We start from the raw sequence: 16499 nt of genomic DNA on the forward strand, positions 1-16499 counted from the left end.
AGGGGGGAGTTATCCCCATGTGGATATTGGTTTCAAAATTTCGCTGGTCCCACTCCCACTTATTCACAGTTGTTGATCCGCTCCTGGATGATCGCCACCGCATTCTTATGCGCTTTCGAAATTCAGGTTTATAAAAAATAAAGCCCGTCTACAAAAATCGCATCAGCTCATACATAGCTTCGATCGCGCCCAGCGGCCGTACCTCCCGCTCCTCCATCCGAGCGGCTCCGGGGCCGTACGCCACGAACGGTACGCCGGCCAGCTGCGCCGCCATGCCGTCGATCCAAGAATCGCCCACGGATAACCAGCGATGCGGCGGGATGGCTTCATACTGCCGCAGGATGCGCTGCACGCCGTCCGGAGCCGGCTTCAGAGCCGTGGTGCCGTCCCTGCCGACAACCTTCGCGAAATACCGGTCGATGCCGGTTTCGCGGAGCGCCTTGAACGCCGCCGCATCCGCGTTATTGGTCAACACGGTGAGCACCAGCTTTCCGCTGATGGCCTCCAAACATTCGGCGACACCGGGTTCCAGGTCCGCTCCGGCCATCCCCTCCTCTTCGATAGCGGCCACGCGCCGCCAAACGGCCCGATCCACACTGTCCGTATAATTGCGGTGCGAACGCGCCGAGTCGATCATCGTTACTGTCGTGTGCCTGTCCCAAGCCGTCTCCTCTTCCATCACGCCGAAGCCGAGAAGCAATTCGCGCACTTCTCTTTTCATCCGGGCAAAATCAATATGCGACCGAAGCAGCGTGTTATCCATATCAAAAATAATTCCCGCGAAGCGAAGCGGTTTGGGATTCATTCCGGGCTCCTCCTGACCAGGTAACGATAATCGTCTTACTTAATACAATGCCGAATCGCGGGCGTTTTTGCAAGCCGGTTCATATATGGGGCGCAAAAAGGCCGCCGGTTGTGTGCACCGGCAGCCTCTTCCTGCATGTTTCAGTAAAGTTTAAACCCGTTTAAGCCGTGCCAAACGCACCGCAAAGTTAAATCGGTTCGCCAACCCGGCTATCGCTGCGGCTCAAAAATTCGGCGACTTCCTCGGCAGTCGGTATCGACTCTTGAGCTCCGGCCCGCGACACCGCAAGGGCTGAAGCGGCGCTGGCCTGCCGTAGCGCCTCCGTGATCGGCGTCCCCTGCTGCCCGGCTGCAATCAACGAACCGATGAACGTATCCCCGGCAGCCGTCGTATCCACCGCATGGACGGAGAATGCTGGAGTGAATATACTCTCTTCCTGATCGTTCATGTAGAAGGAACCTTTTTCCCCGAGGGTAATGATCACTTCCTGTACCCCTAGTGCGATAATCCGGCTTGCAGCTTGCTTTACATCGGATAATTCTTCACTAAGCCGAATGGAGGTAATGGATTCAGCCTCCGATTCGTTCAAAATCATAACATCCACCAGAGGAAATACGTCCCCTTCGATGCCTAATGCCGGAGCAGGATTGAAATAAGTCCGTACTCCATGATCCTTGGCCAGTTGCAAGGCGGCCCGCGTGCAAGTCCATGGAATTTCGTTCTGGACCAGCAGCACCGACGACGGGCCGAACAGCTCCGGCAGGTCTTTTAAATCTTCTACCGTCAAGCAACCGTTCGCGCCTTCGCTGATAACAATATTATTCTGGCCCGACTCCTCCACGGCGATAAAGGCCGTGCCTATATCACTCTTTTTCTGCATGATCCGGTCCGTATCGACGCGGTAATTTCTAAGCCCAAACACGATGTCCCTGCTGTAGGAATCGTTGCCGACCGCCCCGACCAAACTGACCTTCCCGCCGGAAAGCGCTGCGGCCACAGCCTGGTTCGCTCCTTTGCCCCCGGATTTCGTCTCCGTCCTGTAGCTTTGCACCGTTTCTCCGGGTTGCGGAAACCTGCGAATATAGCATACGAAATCCATATTAATGCTGCCGACGACTACGATATTTCCCATGGATACAACCTCCCCTGGCATCCAAGCCAAACCGATTTTTTTATCGCTCGCTGTAATCATTGATCGGCCGCTTTAAGCAAGCTACTCTTTCGATCCCGTGTTGGCGATCCCGTTGACAAAATAACGTTGAAGCGGCAGCAAGACAAGTACGGGGACGACGACGGCTATGATGATGCCGGCGAACATCTCGTTCCAGTACGTTGCAAATTCGGTGACAAAATCGCTTAAGGCGACCTGGATCACTTTATACGCTTTGGACCGGGTCGCAATCAACGGCCACATGAAAGACTCCCATTGATGGATGAAAATTAACAATCCCGCGCTTACGGTAACGGGCTTACAGAGCGGCAGAATGATCCCCGCATAAATTTTGAACCACGAAGCTCCGTCAATCCGCGCCGATTCGATAAGCGCCTTGGGAAGATCGAGGAAAAATTGCCTGTAGAGGAAGATGACCAGCCCGTTAGCCAACCCGGGAACAATGATGCCGGAATACGTATCGATCCATCCCAATTTATCGACGAGGCCGTACAAAGGAATCGCGATCACCTCAAACGGGATCATAAAGGTTAGAATCACGAGGAAGAACAGTAGAGTCCGGCCTCTAAATTCAAAATAGACGAAGGCAAAAGCGGCCATGGAAGCGATAACCAGCCCTACCACAACGTTGACCATCGAAACGTAAAACGTGTTGAAGAAAATCCGCCCGAAGCCTCTCTCCGTAAACAGCGAGACATAAGCGTCAAAAGTGATATGGGTCGGAATGAACGTCCTCCAGGAAACCGGCGACATATAACGGAAAATTTCATCCAGGGGGCGCAGCGACGAGACCATTGCAAACCCCAACGGAAGCAAAATGATAAGCCCCAGAAGGATATGTGCTATATACAGTACGGGAATCGAGCCCTTGTTGCGTTTCATGTGATCCCCCCTAGTGCTTGGCTTTCAAAAATTTAAACTGCAAGGCGACGATGCTTAAGGTTAAAAGCAGCAAGATAATGACGATCGCAGACGCTCTGCCGGAATCGGAATAGAGGAACGCGCTGTTGTAGCTCTCCAGCATCAAGACATTCGTGCTGTGCTCCGGGCCGCCCTGGGTAAGAATATACATCGGGGAAAACAGCAGGAAGTTAGAGACGGTAACCGATACCGCCACGAACGTGATGGACCGCTTCATCATCGGAAACGTAACCTGCATAAATTGCTGCCACCGGGAGGCTCCGTCCATGGAAGACGCCTCGTATAATGAAACGGATACCTCCTGCAAGCCGGCCAGAAAAAAGATCGCCCAATAGCCGATGCCTTTCCACGTCGAAATGCCGATAATCGATGCGAGAGCTTGCTTGGAGCTGGTGAGAAACGGCTGCTGCTCCAGCCCCAGCCCGACCAGCATGGAGTTCACGACTCCTTGTTCGGGGCTCAGCATAATATTCCATAAAATACAGGCAGTAGAAACCGATACGGCAACGGGAACAAAATGAATTCCCCGGAATATCCCGATATGCTTGAGCTTCGCATTAAGCAATAGCGCCAGCATAAAGGCAAGAATAACCTGTATCGGATTGACGAATACGTTGAATAATAGCGTAATTTTCAATGAATTCCAGAAAACCGGATCTGTAAAAAGAGTTGTATAGTTTTGCAATCCGACGAAGGCTTCGCTTGCGTTGAGAAAGGCCGGCGCATACAAGCTGTCCGTCAAGCCTTTAAACACCGGATACAGCTTGAACAGGAGCAAGCCGAGCATCGCCGGGAATAAAAATAAATAAGGAGTGATTCGCTGCGCTTTGATGTCATTCACCTTCTGTCGTCCAAATTTCTAGCTTCCTAAGAAAACTTATTGAAAGAAAAGGGACAGGACGGTTAGCCTATCCCTTGCCTTATAGTTACTTCACTACGGACTGATATTTCTTTAATTGACTGTCAATGAGCGTTGCAGCGTCATCCAATGCCTTTTTCGGGTCCGATCCGTTCTTAATATCCTCGAAGGCTTTGTTCACATTGGTTTCCCATTCCAGGTAGCCCGGCGTTTTGGGGCGTGTAGCCGCAGTTTCGCGCGCTTCCCCGGCCGCCAATTTCATAATGTTATTAGGAAACTCATTGTATTTGGGATCTTTATCGATCTGATCGAGCAGTTCCAGAGTAGCCGGAAGCGCCCCATTTTCATTGAACCAAATTTGCGAGCCTTTACCCAGCGTCAAATATTTGACGAACTTGGCTGCGGCTTCTTTTTTCGTGGAATATTTGGAGATGCCCACATGCCAGCTTCCTGTAGGCGTCACGACTTTCCCGCCTGCGAAATAAGGATGAGGAGCGATGCCGAAATTCATGCCTGCCTCTTGAATCCGCGGCATATTCTGGGTCGAAGCCAGGAACATGGCCACTTTACCTGAAATAAAGTAATCCAGCGCTTCCTCCCGTTTGATCTTCGGGCTCACTTTCTCTTTATTGAACAGATCCGAGTAGAACTGGAACGCGCTTACCATTTCGGGCGAATTCGTATAGCCCGTAGCCGTAAGGCCGTTGTCGCTCAGCAGCTTCGCATTTTTACTTTGCCCAAGAGAAATCAGCTGATAGGCTTTGCCAACCTGGTCGAAGCTGAAACCGAATACATCGTTTTGGTTATCGCCGTTCGTATCCTTGGATAATTTCCTGGCTACTTCCACCACATTCTCCCAGGTCATTCTATAATCCAATTGATCCGATGGAAACGGAATGCCCGCTTGCTGGAATAAATCCTTGTTATAGAACAGAACGACGCTGGAGGTGTTCATCGGAGCCGCCATTAATTGCCCCTGATACGAGCCCGCATCGGTGGCGGAAGGAATCCACTTCTGCTTGGCATCCTCGCCAATCAGCGAATCGAGCGGTTCCAAATATCCTTTCACCGCATATCCCATCGTTAACGGAACATCGACAGAGATAACGTCCAGATCCTGCGCTTTGGAAGCGAGCTTGATTTCTATCGTTTCGGTCAATTTGGTCGAAGGACTAAGCTGCAGATTCACCTTGATATTGGGGTTTTCCTTCTCAAATTCGTCAATGACCTTCTTGATCGGCTTCTCCCAGATCGAGTTGGCCAAATACGAAATTTCGGTCGTTCCGGAAGCGCTGTCCGCTTGTTTGGCGGACTGAGAATCTTTGCCCGAAGTGCCGGAGCAGCCTGCCAGAAGCAGCAGAGCCAGCGAGCAGGCGATGCTGGTTTGTAATTTTTTCAACGTGAAAGCCCCCTTTTTTATCTATCCAAGCCTATATCAGCTAAACACTCGTTCTTTAAGCAGCTGCAGGAACGATTCGCGGTCCACTTCAAGACAAACCTCAACATTCCCCTGCTCATCCAGTTCCCCTACCGTGATTCCCGTCGGATGTCGATGATCGTAATCGACCCGGACGCTCATTCTTCTCGTCGTCACCAATTCGCGGTTGATCAGAAGCGCTACGGCCAGCGGGTCATGCATGTAGGTGAAATCCCTTTGCCGGTAATCCATATATCCTTCAATTTGCTTGGTCAATGTAACGGCTAACGGGGTTCCCGAGACCGCAAGATCGTCCTTGTCCTCTCTTGTTATGGAAACCTGTCTCGTCACATCAAGCCCTACCATAAGAATCGGGGCCCCGCTCCCAAATACGACCGATGCCGCCTCAGGGTCGCATTTCACATTATGTTCAATCGGAGGAAGCTCTACGGCGGTGCTGCCCAAGCGAACGACGCCGCCCATCATAGCAATTTCTTTGACATTCTTCGCAATAGCGGGCTCCCGAATGATCGCCGCAGCTATATTCGTTAGCGGCCCGATAGGCACCAGCGTAATTTCGCCCGGATTGTTCATCACCGTCTCGATGATATAATCCACGGCATGCTTGCTGTCTTTCTCCTTAGAGTCCTCGATATCCAGCCCTTCACCCTCGATGCCGGCCCAGAACACCTCGCGGTTGCGCAGCAAAGTCTGTACGACCCCGGGGTACACGGCTACCTCTTCGTCTCCGGAGAGCCTCATGATTTTCCTGGCAATGTTCGCACGAACGTGCACATTCCCGTACACGGTCGTAACTCCTTCAAGCTTAATTTCCGGCGATCTCAGCGCGAGCGATAAAGCAACGGCATCATCCGAGTCTGTCCCTATATCCGTATCCAGTATAATGCGATTCACTATGAAGCCCCCTATTTGGTTTGAGTTGTTATAAAGCGGCGTTTCACCGTTCTTTTAAAGTATAAAATGGATAGGGGGCGGCGAACACGGATGATATTTTAAGATCCTAGTGGACAATCTAAAGATCTTGCTTACTCCCGGCCGACAAAAGCGCGATACTCTTGCGGCGATACTTCATAATAGTTCTTGAACAGCTTGGTAAAGTACGGCGTATATTGATACCCGAGCTGGGCCGCTATTTCGTAAATTTTGGCCTTCGAATTTCTTAACAGATAGGCGGCCTTTTCCATGCGGTACCGGTATATATATTCGCTCAAGTTCACGCCCGTTTCTTGCTTGTATGCCGCCGATAAATAAGCGGGATGCAGATGCACGTGCTCGCTAATCGCCTGGAGAGTGACATCCTCGGACAGATGGCGCTCAATATATTGATGGATTTGCAAAACGAGCGCGCTCTTGTTGACTTTAGCGCCGGCGCCGATCCGTTCTTTGATCCGCTCCAGCGCCTGAGACGCCCATCCGTGAAGCTGCTTGACCGTGCGAAATGCGGAGGCATGGGTTCCGCTCCTGTAGGAGTCCTCCAACACATCGGCCATCTGCAGCCCGTTCATATGAATCAGATAGGCGTAAGCATTCGATAACGATAAAAACACCTCCGACAATGACTCCGCCGTGTCCATCCCGTTGCCGCTCAGCTCTTCAAAAATATAGTCCAGCCGCTCTTCCGCATCCTGCCACCGTCCCGTTTCGATCAGCTGCAGTACCGTAGGCGGCTCATACAATCGCTGAAGAGGGCGCAGCGGCATATGCGGCGGCTGATCCCACAAGCGGTGGAACAGCTCCTGCTCGCTTTCGGGCATCCTTCTGAAGAGCGCCAATGCTTGCTGGTACCACTCGGCCACCGACAAGGGAAAGGTTGCAAAATCGCTGATGATGACAGAGATTTTCCCCTGGAGACACGATGCTATAGTCTGCTGCAATTGCGGGACCAGCTGCTCAAGAATCTTTTTGCTCGGCGCATCCGTCGAAACCCCGTTTCTCCGTTTGATCATGAAGGCCAGATAATGGCTGTCGTCTTGGCATGTCCAGACTTCGAAATATTCCTGCAGCACTTCCTCCGCGATATTGACGACGGCAAACTCGAATAAAGCGATGCTGCGCTCGTCATATTCCAAAAACCGGTTTTCAATGCGAATCAGCATAATAGCGACCTGCTCTCCGAATGAGAAGGGAATGTTCAGCTTCTCCGTTTGTTCCGTCCATTTCTCGGGAGTCCATCGCTTCCCTTTGAGCACATCCAGCAGGAGCGAAGCTTGGAGCTGGACCAGATGAGAGCGGACGGTCTCCTGCGCCTTTCGGCTGGCGAGCGCGGCTTCCCTCTTCTGCTTCAGCCTGTCCGCCGACTGCCGGATCGTCTGCAGCAGCTCCTCCTTCTTCACCGGCTTCAGCAAGTATGCCGCCGTATTGCTCTGCAGCGCCTGCCGGGCATATTCGAACTCCGCATAGCCCGATAAAAGAATGTATTCGATATCCAGCTGCTTTTGTTTGACATATTCGCATAATTCAAGACCCGACATCCCCGGCATGCGGATATCTGTCACCATAATATCTATGGGGGATTGCTCTAATATTTGAACCGCCTCGTGCCCGGAGCCGGCCGTATGCACATGGTCAAAGCACATCGTGTTTCTCATGAAAATTTCCAAATCCTCCAAAATCACCGGCTCATCGTCAACGAGAAGCAACTGCATCATAATCCGCATCCTTTCTCCAATATAAGGTCACACTAAGCCCCGTCAGGCCGGATGACGCCTTCAATTCCAAGCCTGCGTCTTCGCCGAACCAATATTGCAGCCGCTGCTGCACGTTCCAAAGCCCGTATCCCTTGGTCTCCTCCATAGGACGGTTAAGCTGCTCCGTGAGCAGCCGCAGCCTGTCGGCCGAAAGACCGACGCCGTCGTCTTCGATCGTAATTCGCCTGTATTCGCCGGAAGCCTCTCCCGTTATCACGAGAGTTCCTTTGCCCACTTTCATCTCCAGGCCATGGACAATCGCATTTTCCACGATAGGCTGTATGAGGAGTCTAGGCATGCGCAGGTTCATCATTTCTTCGGGAACATGAATGTCGTACCGGATTCTTTGCAGCCTTAGCTGATGAATCTCCAAATAGTTGGTCACCAGCTTCAGCTCATCCCGAAGACAAGAGTTATCGTCGTCAAGCCTTGTAATATAACGGTAATAATCGCTCAAATTGTAGGCCATGGCGATGACCGGTTCATTGCGCCCGAGATTGGCGGAACTAATGATGAAGTTCAGACTGTTATATAAAAAATGGGGGTTAATTTGCGCTTGAAGCTGCTTCAGCGTAGCCAGCCTCGACCGGTTTTTTTCTTCGTATACGTTTTCGATCAGATGCTGGATTTGCCCGGCCATATCGTTGAACCGAACAACGACAAAATCGAATTCGTTATGAAACCATTTGTTCAGCCTCACGCTAAAATCGCCGTGCTGAAATCTTTTCAATACCCCGGTAAGCGCGTGCAGCGGCTTCTGCACATGCTTGTACAGCAAGTAGGAAGCCATGACTCCCAGCACGAGCAGCAGGGCGATAAAGCCGTAAAAGAAATTTCGAATCTTGGTTAACGGAGACAGGATTTGCTCCAACGGCGTGTAATCGACAATATAATAGCCAAGCGCTTGGGAATACACGTAGCTGATCGAATACGTCTGACTGCCGATTTCCGTCACAACGTTTCCTTTATCCTCGAGCTTGTTTTGAAACAGAGCATGAACGACGGCGTCGGTCGTCTGCTTATCCGAGGTCCGGTTGTAGCTGATATGGTTTTGACGGTCCACCATAAACGGATCGCCCTTGCTGCCCGTCTTCAGCTGATCCATCAGCGATGTAATATTTTGCTCGTACAAAGCGATTTCGACAATCACTCCGCTCTCCTTCAGCGCGCCGTTCTCATTAATCGGTCCCCCCGCGTAATAGACGAAGGACGACATGTCCGGACGATCGGGGTCCGATCGGTAGCTCCAGCCGGCATTCCTTACCTCCGCGTTCAACTGCTGCTCATTGTACGGAGCTTGACGCAGCGTCGTAGACAGCGTTCTTTGGACCGAAGGAAAATACAAGGTAATATCGTTGTACCAAGTGTTCGCAGAGCTTTGAAGAGTCAGCTTCTCCTGAACTGTCGATTCGATTTGGTTCAAGAGCGGCTGTTCTCCGGTCTGCATCGTTCTCTCCATGCCCAGTATCGTCGTATCTCGGGTGAGTGTAATCGCATTCATGGCCAAGCTGAGAGCGATCGAGTCCAGCTGTTTGCGGAAAAACTCGAGCTGATTGCTCTTCTCCTTTTGCAGCAGCCCCTCTACTACGCGAACGCTGGCCTGATTCGACAAACCGTAAAGCAGGATAATGAGGATGAGAAAAACGAAAATAATCGCATTCATTTTGGAAAAAATATTTTTTTGGATGATCATCTGGATGCCCCTTTAGCCGTTTACTGGAGTTTGCCTTTATATTATCACATTGCTCTCCTATCGGATTATAGTATTTAATCCCGCGCTGCAGCACCCCCGTTCTCGTTACGCTGAATACCTTCCCCGACAAAACAATAAGGGCAGCATCGCGCTACCCTTAACATCGTTATTTATAATTCCTCGCTTGTACGACAGAGGAGCTTTGGCATTTTACGCTGCGGGGCAAACCCGCATCCAACATTTTAGGACCGTTAACTGTATTTGTCAAACAGGATGCCCGCCAGCACAACAAATCCCCCAAAAGCCATCCATGCCGCCGACGCGGCACCACAGACAATGGAAATGGGGTACCAAGAGTAATTTCCAGGGTAGTGGCGCGATGCTCTGAAGCTTATTCCGTCCGCATCCCGCTTCAGCCGGATCGGCGCCTAACCATTCCGCCGGGATCGTTCTATGGGTAGGCATTACTTTCGGGGGAGCCACCGGATATACAACAAAAAAACGACAGCCAGGCCATATGCCGACTGCCGTTCGCACTAACGTGTCTCCTTAGGTATCGCCAAAATGAAATCATTTCGCCAGCGCGTCGGGCTTGCGGGGAGGCGCGACCGTTCCGGCTCCCGCCTTGTTCAGCAGCAGGTAAGCGAGTACGGAGGTGACGCAGCCGAGAGCGCCGACCATCAGGAAGCCTTTCTCCAAGGACAGCCAATCCCCTGCGGCTCCCATGAATAAAGGACCTCCGAACATCCCCAGGCCGTAAATCGCTTGGTAGAACCCCATCGCCGTCGCTCGTTTTCCGGTATCCATATGCTTAATGCTAAGCGACATCAGCACGGGAGAGGTAAAGCCTCTTCCGAACCCGGCCAAAGCTTGCGTCAGCATAAGCACCCAGAGCGACGATGTGAAAGGAATCGCCACCGTGAACACCCCGCTAATAACGAATCCGGCAATGATCGTGTTGCGCTCACCCAGCTTTTGCGCCAGATGCCTTCCCCCGAACCAGGCGGCTAACGCGGTCGGGAACGTGGAAAAGAAGGTTAGCAGCCCCATGTCCAGCTTGCTCGCTCCCAGCGACTGGGCGAATACCGGCGTGAAGCCGAACACCGTGGCGAAGGTCAAAATTTGAAACAAAATGGATAAGAAGGAAACGGTGAGCAGCGTCCGGTCCTTGGCAACTTCCACAACGCCCTCGAACGTAATTTTTTGCGCCTGCTTATCCATCTTCTCCACTACAAACAACGCGCCGACAAGCCCGATCGCCCCGACGACCGCGCCGACGATAAACGAGGACTCCCATCCGAACCGGTCGGCAAACCATCCGCCGAGAAGGATGCCGAGCATCTGTCCCATCGAGTTGTAAAAGGACAGCGTCCCGAGCGCCCGGGTCGTGTCTTCCTTCTTAAAGTAGCTTACGAATAAGATCGTAAAATCGACCCAAGTGGCGGCCGCCGCACCCGCAAGTGCCCTCAGGATGAGAATCCAGGTAAGCTCCTGCGTGATCAGGATGCCGAGCCCTGCCAGTACGGAGAATAGCAAGCCGAACAAAATAAACAATTTACGCTTGTGAAAACGGTCGGAGAGCACGCCTACGGGAATCCGCAGCAGCATTTGGCTGAGCCCGTACATCCCGACAATAAAACCGGCCATTTGGTGGGATGCGCCCAGATACTCCACATACGAGGCCAAAATCGGAACGCAAGTATACATGGAAAACCAGAACAGCAGGGTTACCGCGCAAAAAAGAGGAATCCGATAATGAGCCTCGCCGTTAGCCAAAGTGATCACTCCGCCCATGTCAATGATTTATACCCACATCATAGTCAATAAGGGGGAGCATGACAAGGACTGTATTAAGCTCTACTTAGTAACCTGGAGGTAAGTGACGAAGCTGCTGGGTCCAGCGCAAGCTTGCCGTACCTCCCTCTCCACGGCTTGCCGGAACCGCCTGTCCCTGAACGCCCTGGCCGCCCGCTGCCGGGGACTCATTCCCTAAGCTCCGGCAGCATAGCGTACACCGCTTCCGCCACGCCGTTCCCGCAATTGCCTGCCGCGATGTAGCCGCGGGACGCCCGAAGGCGTGCTTTCACTTCCTCTTCGGCGTTGCCGGGGGCCGCGGCAGCGAAGCCGTGGCCGCCATCCAGCATGGACAGGTCGTTGCAGCTGTCCCCGATCGCGAGCGCCTGCTCCGGAGCGATCCGCAGCAGCTCGCAAGCGCGGGCCAGCACCGGACCCTTGCCTGCGCCCAAGCGGCGGATGGCGACGCCCGCCACATTGCGCACGGCCGAGTAAGGCAGCCCGCTCTGAGCCAGCCAGTCCGCGATAACCGCCTCGCCGGCTCGGGCCGCGTCGGCATGGGTGAACAGCACCTCGACGAAGCCTCTCGCCTCTTCCTTCCCGCTCTCGCATCGCCGCGAAGCGGCGTCCACAGAAGCCAGCTCCCCTTCGAGCAGCGCAGCGACGCCCGCAATGACGGCGCCGAAGTGCTCCCGCTCCGCGCGCTCAATCGCCTCGTTCCATTCCGCCTCGGGCGCATACTCGCCCTGCCCATTCAAGCGGTGGATGAACCGCTCTTCCGAGATGATCAGCTGCGGCCACCCTTCGCGCTCCGGCACAATGCCTTCGCGTTCAAGCAAGCCGAGAATGAACGGCAGCTCCCTGCCCGTCGCGACGGCTATCGTCTTGCCCTGTCCCGCCGCCCGGCGCAGAGCCTCGACTCCGGCCGGCAGCAAACCGTATCTGCCCGATGTTCCCCCGAGCAGCGTTCCGTCCAAATCCACCGCGATCAGCTTCATGCTTCTGTCTGCTCCTCTCTCAGTCCGATCAAGTATTTCCCTACCGCCGCGGCATACCGCAGCCCTTCTTCCCGCAGCGCTTGCGGCAGGACGACGATCGGCCGGTGCGTCTCGTACGTCAGATCGCCCTCATATTCCATCTTACGCAGAGCCTTCATCGCCGCCGTCCAATCGATCGAGCCTTGGAACGGAAGCAAATGCTGATCCGATAATCCGTCGTTATCGTTAATATGAGTCGCTTTCAGCCGCTTGCCCAATTGGACGTATTCGCTCGGATGAATGCCCTGTTCATGGGCATGACCCGTATCCAGACAAGCTCCGACCAGCGGATGATCCAGAGCGTCGACCAGTTCGACCAGCTCATCGAGCGCCGCGCAGTACTTTCGCCGCGCCGCATGGGGGCGCGGCGCGCGGTCGTAGAAGTTTTCGAGCGCGATGCCGACCCCCGTCCGTTCCATTACGGGAAACAGCCTACGGAAAAACTGCACGTTATACTCCGTCACTTCGCGGTAAGATTCCGTCCCCGAAATGCCGCTGCCGTGAAACACAACCCATGGTATGCCCAGAATGGACGCGGTCCGGATCGATCTCTCCGCCAATTGCAAGAAAGTTTCCGGCGTGAGTCCCAGCACCATATCGTGAAACAGCCCTCCATGCACCGGCCCGTGCATCTGCGTAAACGGCAAACCGTTCCGGTCGGCCAAATCGCGAATGCGATGCGCCCAAGCTTCCTCTTCCTCCGCCGTCTTTGCCATAACATCCTTCTGATGGTCCCAATAATTAAAATCCAACGCTTCAAAGCCTGCGGCCTTGCAAGCCGGAATCGCCCGTTCAAAGTCGGTTCCGAATCCGTTTAACGAGGTAGAAATGTTCATAACTGCAGAAACCTCCCAAAATTATTTCGTTCCCTGCGACTTGCTGCTCCCATTATCCGTCAAGCCTGCGGCGGTTAGGAATATCAAACGGTAGGCTGTTTTTTGGCAATTCGTAGGGAAGAAGAGGAAAGGGCTTTTAGAATCGCTGGGAGTGCGCTATGATGGGATAAAACGCTGACTATCCACTCATCCGAGCAACGGCAGGTGATTTCCGTGCAAGAGTATTCCCATGAATACGCCGACCGCTGGGTTCATGAAGCGGATTCCTTCGATACGGCCGGCGGCTTGTACTTCGTGCATATGGGACATAACGTCGCCAAGTCCAACTACAGCCTCGGTCCGCGACGAACAGGGCATTATACTATACATTTTGTCAGGGAAGGACGCGTCCGGTTTCTGTACGGCAGCCAAGAAGTCATCCTGGGCAAGGGGGATATGTTCTGCAAATTTCCCCATGTTCCTTACTCGTACCGGCTTGTGTCGTCCGAATCGCGGCTCAGGATGATCTGGTTCGGCTTCAACGGCAGCCAAGTTCCGGAGCTGATGACGATGGCCGGAATCACCCCGGAGCTGATGTACCAGCGCAAAGTCGTCGACCCCGACCTGGAATCGGTCTTTCACCAGATGACCCAGCTGCCCAAAAATCTCGGCAGGAAGCAGCTCATTCTGTGGAACAGCCTCATGCTCCGCATCTTCGCCAAGCTGCTCCCCGACCGGAAAGCGGAGGCCGATCCACGCATGCCGGATTTCTGGCTGAAAAAAAGCCTCGACTTCATTCATACCTGCTACGCCGAAAAAATTACCGTGAGCGACATCGCCGCCTACGTCAACATTCACCGCACCCATTTCTCCAAAACCTTCACCGAGCAGATCGGCATGCCGCCGGTGAAATATTTGCAAAAGGTGCGTCTGGACCAAGCGGCGCAGCTGCTGAAGGAGACGTCGATGCCGGTAACGGAGATCGCCTTGACGGTCGGCTATCCCGACTTGTTCTCGTTTACCAGAGCGTTCACCAGACAGCTCGGCTGCCCGCCCAGCAGGCTGAGAAGCGCGCCGCCCTTCACCGCGCCGTAAGCGCATGATTGTATCCGGAAGACAACAAAATAACCCCACAAAGTGAGGCCTTGGCTTCGAAGCCGATTCAGGTACTTTGCGGGGAGCCCCGAAATTTATAAGTTCTGGCGTGTGAACAAATCCCCAAAAAATGACGTGATGCTCTGAAGCTTATTCCGTCCGCATCCAGCCTAAGCTGGATCGGCGTCTAACCATTCCTCCGGGATCGTTCTATGGGTAGACATTACTTTCGGGGGAGCCCACGGATATCCACAGGATATGGCTGCGCATCATTTCCTATACAACAAAAAAGGCGCTTATCGCAAGCGCCGATTCGGAGCCGGAGGCTGCGACCCGCCGCCTCCCCGCCTTCTTCGTATCCAGGCAATGCATAAAAGAAGCGCCGGCAGCAGCAGCAGCACAGACAATTTGTAAAATACCCCCGTTGTCGATAAAAACATCATAATTTTTTGCGGATGCGACATTCCCCAAAAACCGTTTATGACGATCAAGAGGCCGCAGGGAAACACCAAAGCCCGATAATCCGGTAATTTTAACCATTGGGCTACGCCAACGACCAGAGAGTAATACCATAATGAGATCTGCACGAACCCGCCGACAATCCAAAAAGCCATCGCTATCGATTCCAAGTGGGCCAGAAAATCCGCGATGCTGATATACCGTACGGCCTGGAACGCGGGGAATGTAATGCCGGCTGCAAGCTTTTCTCCAAACAGGAACAGACAGGTCATATTCGTGATGACCAATACTACCATGAGTACGAACACCGATAGCATCCCGAACCTCATCCCTCTTTGATCTCCCAGGGCAGGAAACAGGAATGAAGAGAAAAAGAATTGTACGAACCACGAGTGCGGAACCAGCGACCCGGCAAAAGACGCCTTCAATCCCTTCTCCATGACCGGAAGCATATTCTCCGGAGAGAGATCGGAGCTTAACATAAGAATAAGCGTCAGAAATAAAATCAGCAAAACGGGAAAAAACACTTGAGTGCAGCGGGCGAGCACCTCCACGCCGGCATATACGGCAAAACTGCCGACAAGTATCAGACTGAATAAGATGAGGGCAACGGGAGTTTCCGGAAGAAATGCCACCGAAATGAATTCTCCGTATTCTCTAACGACCCCGCCTGCACCCTGCAGAAGAAGAAAAAGAAACACGAATCCGACCGCCTTCCCCACATACTGCCCGACTATCATCTCGCTGTATTGTATTGGCGTTTTGTTCGGATACAAAGCGTGAAGCCGCCATGCGATATAAACGACAAGAAAACCGCTAAGAGACCCCCAGATCGGCGATAACCACATATCGCGCCCCGCATGCTTCGCCGTAATGGAGGGAACGGCCAGAATGGCTGTAGCCCCAACCATCAGGAACATCATCATTCCCATTTGACCTGCGGATATATTCTCCTTATGAATGATGTCATCTCCCCTATCCGCTGCCGCTTGATTGGCATCAACCACCCGAGTGCCTGCGAGTCGTTTCCCAAGTTAGCTGTTTTTTATATTCATTTCCAATAATAAGATGCACATACCGTATCGTATAAAATAAAACCGGAAGAGCGCCCTATCCCGGACAGCTCGAACCGGCCCCGGCGGTAACGTCCGCTTCAGCCCCGAGTGAGCAGAATAGGTTTCACTCGTCCAAGCAATCTTTCGTTTCCGGCATTTACTAAAGTATAAGTATGTAAATTGGGAGAGTGATCCTATGCCGGCCAACAAAGCTTTGCATCACAAAAGAACCCGCGTCGTGTACACGACCGGCATTCTTAGAAGAAATCCCCGAACCAAATATGCTCTTGTAGACTGCGTCAATCTGGGGAAGCATTCCCGCAGGGTTACGGTCCAAGTGCTGGATTGGTCCAGCGGCTCCCCCGTACCTTTGAAAGTAAGCCCCTGCCGCACCACCCGGTGTACGGTAACGGTCGGCCCCCGTCAATCGGTGTTCCTGTTCGCGGACGTGTCCAAGGTTGCCTTTAAATACGAGGTTCGCATCACTCAATCAGCGGACCGCACCTTGGTAACCAACGTGTACGGCGTTACGAAAACGACGTTCAAGCCCTTGGAAGGCGGCACGGTGCTCCAGCGCGACCTGGTAAAGCTGCGAACGTTTCAAGTGTGAGCATGCAGAATAAGCCGTCAACCGCTATCGGTTTACGGCTTATTTGCGCTCTGCCCGCTT

14 protein-coding genes are annotated in these 16499 nt (G+C 53.1%); 2 read left to right on the plus strand and 12 right to left on the minus strand.

Annotated features, from left to right (window positions below; all coding sequences use genetic code 11):
* Positions 1-148: 148 nt before the first annotated feature.
* The 11 genes from N0M98_RS29175 to N0M98_RS29225 form a co-directional block, all read right to left on the minus strand.
* On the minus strand, positions 149-805 hold the full coding sequence (locus tag N0M98_RS29175; protein ID WP_259619968.1) for an HAD family hydrolase: 657 nt from the start codon (positions 803-805) through the stop codon (positions 149-151).
* A 187-nt stretch (positions 806-992) separates the two neighbouring features.
* Positions 993-1937, minus strand: coding sequence for a ribokinase (rbsK, locus tag N0M98_RS29180; RefSeq protein ID WP_259619969.1), 945 nt, complete (start codon positions 1935-1937; stop codon positions 993-995).
* A gap of 81 nt (positions 1938-2018) precedes the next feature.
* Complete coding sequence (locus N0M98_RS29185; RefSeq protein WP_259619970.1) at positions 2019-2858, minus strand: carbohydrate ABC transporter permease; 840 nt, start codon at positions 2856-2858, stop codon at positions 2019-2021.
* A 10-nt stretch (positions 2859-2868) separates the two neighbouring features.
* The gene (locus N0M98_RS29190; RefSeq protein ID WP_249861216.1) at positions 2869-3738 is read right to left on the minus strand and encodes a carbohydrate ABC transporter permease; all 870 of its coding nucleotides are present in this window, start codon (positions 3736-3738) and stop codon (positions 2869-2871) included.
* 85 nt (positions 3739-3823) lie between these two features.
* Positions 3824-5155: an ABC transporter substrate-binding protein gene (locus N0M98_RS29195; protein ID WP_249861215.1), complete on the minus strand. Its 1332-nt coding sequence runs from the start codon at positions 5153-5155 to the stop codon at positions 3824-3826.
* Positions 5156-5191: 36 nt separating this feature from the next.
* Positions 5192-6088: a nucleoside hydrolase gene (locus N0M98_RS29200; protein WP_249861214.1), complete on the minus strand. Its 897-nt coding sequence runs from the start codon at positions 6086-6088 to the stop codon at positions 5192-5194.
* A 131-nt stretch (positions 6089-6219) separates the two neighbouring features.
* Entirely contained in the window at positions 6220-7842 is a 1623-nt protein-coding gene (locus N0M98_RS29205; RefSeq protein ID WP_259619971.1) for a response regulator, read from the minus strand.
* Positions 7820-9574 carry a sensor histidine kinase gene (locus N0M98_RS29210; protein ID WP_259619972.1) on the minus strand — a complete coding sequence of 585 codons (1755 nt, stop codon included), beginning with the start codon at positions 9572-9574 and terminating at the stop codon, positions 7820-7822. Before N0M98_RS29210 ends, N0M98_RS29205 begins: the two co-directional genes overlap by 23 nt.
* Before the next feature lie 570 nt (positions 9575-10144).
* A complete protein-coding gene (locus N0M98_RS29215) occupies positions 10145-11350 on the minus strand; it encodes an MFS transporter (RefSeq protein ID WP_249861211.1) in 1206 nt (401 codons plus the stop codon).
* A 206-nt stretch (positions 11351-11556) separates the two neighbouring features.
* Positions 11557-12366, minus strand: coding sequence for an HAD family hydrolase (locus N0M98_RS29220; protein ID WP_249861210.1), 810 nt, complete (start codon positions 12364-12366; stop codon positions 11557-11559).
* Entirely contained in the window at positions 12363-13241 is an 879-nt protein-coding gene (locus N0M98_RS29225) for a sugar phosphate isomerase/epimerase family protein (RefSeq protein ID WP_249861209.1), read from the minus strand. The genes N0M98_RS29220 and N0M98_RS29225 overlap by 4 nt, the downstream gene beginning before the upstream one ends.
* Positions 13242-13454: 213 nt before the next feature.
* Between N0M98_RS29225 and N0M98_RS29230 the strand changes: the two genes are divergently transcribed.
* Complete coding sequence (locus N0M98_RS29230) at positions 13455-14315, plus strand: helix-turn-helix transcriptional regulator (RefSeq protein ID WP_259619973.1); 861 nt, start codon at positions 13455-13457, stop codon at positions 14313-14315.
* A 296-nt stretch (positions 14316-14611) separates the two neighbouring features.
* Here the strand turns inward: N0M98_RS29230 and N0M98_RS29235 are convergent, their stop codons facing one another.
* A complete protein-coding gene (locus tag N0M98_RS29235; RefSeq protein ID WP_259619974.1) occupies positions 14612-15781 on the minus strand; it encodes a GerAB/ArcD/ProY family transporter in 1170 nt (389 codons plus the stop codon).
* Between the two features lie 244 nt (positions 15782-16025).
* Between N0M98_RS29235 and N0M98_RS29240 the strand changes: the two genes are divergently transcribed.
* Positions 16026-16439 carry a hypothetical protein gene (locus tag N0M98_RS29240; RefSeq protein ID WP_259619975.1) on the plus strand — a complete coding sequence of 138 codons (414 nt, stop codon included), beginning with the start codon at positions 16026-16028 and terminating at the stop codon, positions 16437-16439.
* Positions 16440-16499: the final 60 nt, after the last annotated feature.

The organism is Paenibacillus doosanensis (assembly GCF_025060755.1).
Lineage (GTDB): Bacteria > Bacillota > Bacilli > Paenibacillales > NBRC-103111 > Paenibacillus_S > Paenibacillus_S doosanensis.

Coding starts and splice junctions, on each gene's coding strand:
- N0M98_RS29175 (WP_259619968.1), bottom strand. CDS start 805: ATGAATCCCAAACCGCTTCGCTTCGCGGGAATTATTTTTGATATGGAT.
- rbsK (WP_259619969.1), bottom strand. CDS start 1,937: ATGGGAAATATCGTAGTCGTCGGCAGCATTAATATGGATTTCGTATGC.
- N0M98_RS29185 (WP_259619970.1), bottom strand. CDS start 2,858: ATGAAACGCAACAAGGGCTCGATTCCCGTACTGTATATAGCACATATC.
- N0M98_RS29205 (WP_259619971.1), bottom strand. CDS start 7,842: ATGATGCAGTTGCTTCTCGTTGACGATGAGCCGGTGATTTTGGAGGAT.
- N0M98_RS29210 (WP_259619972.1), bottom strand. CDS start 9,574: ATGATCATCCAAAAAAATATTTTTTCCAAAATGAATGCGATTATTTTC.
- N0M98_RS29220 (WP_249861210.1), bottom strand. CDS start 12,366: ATGAAGCTGATCGCGGTGGATTTGGACGGAACGCTGCTCGGGGGAACA.
- N0M98_RS29225 (WP_249861209.1), bottom strand. CDS start 13,241: ATGAACATTTCTACCTCGTTAAACGGATTCGGAACCGACTTTGAACGG.
- N0M98_RS29240 (WP_259619975.1), top strand. CDS start 16,026: ATGCCGGCCAACAAAGCTTTGCATCACAAAAGAACCCGCGTCGTGTAC.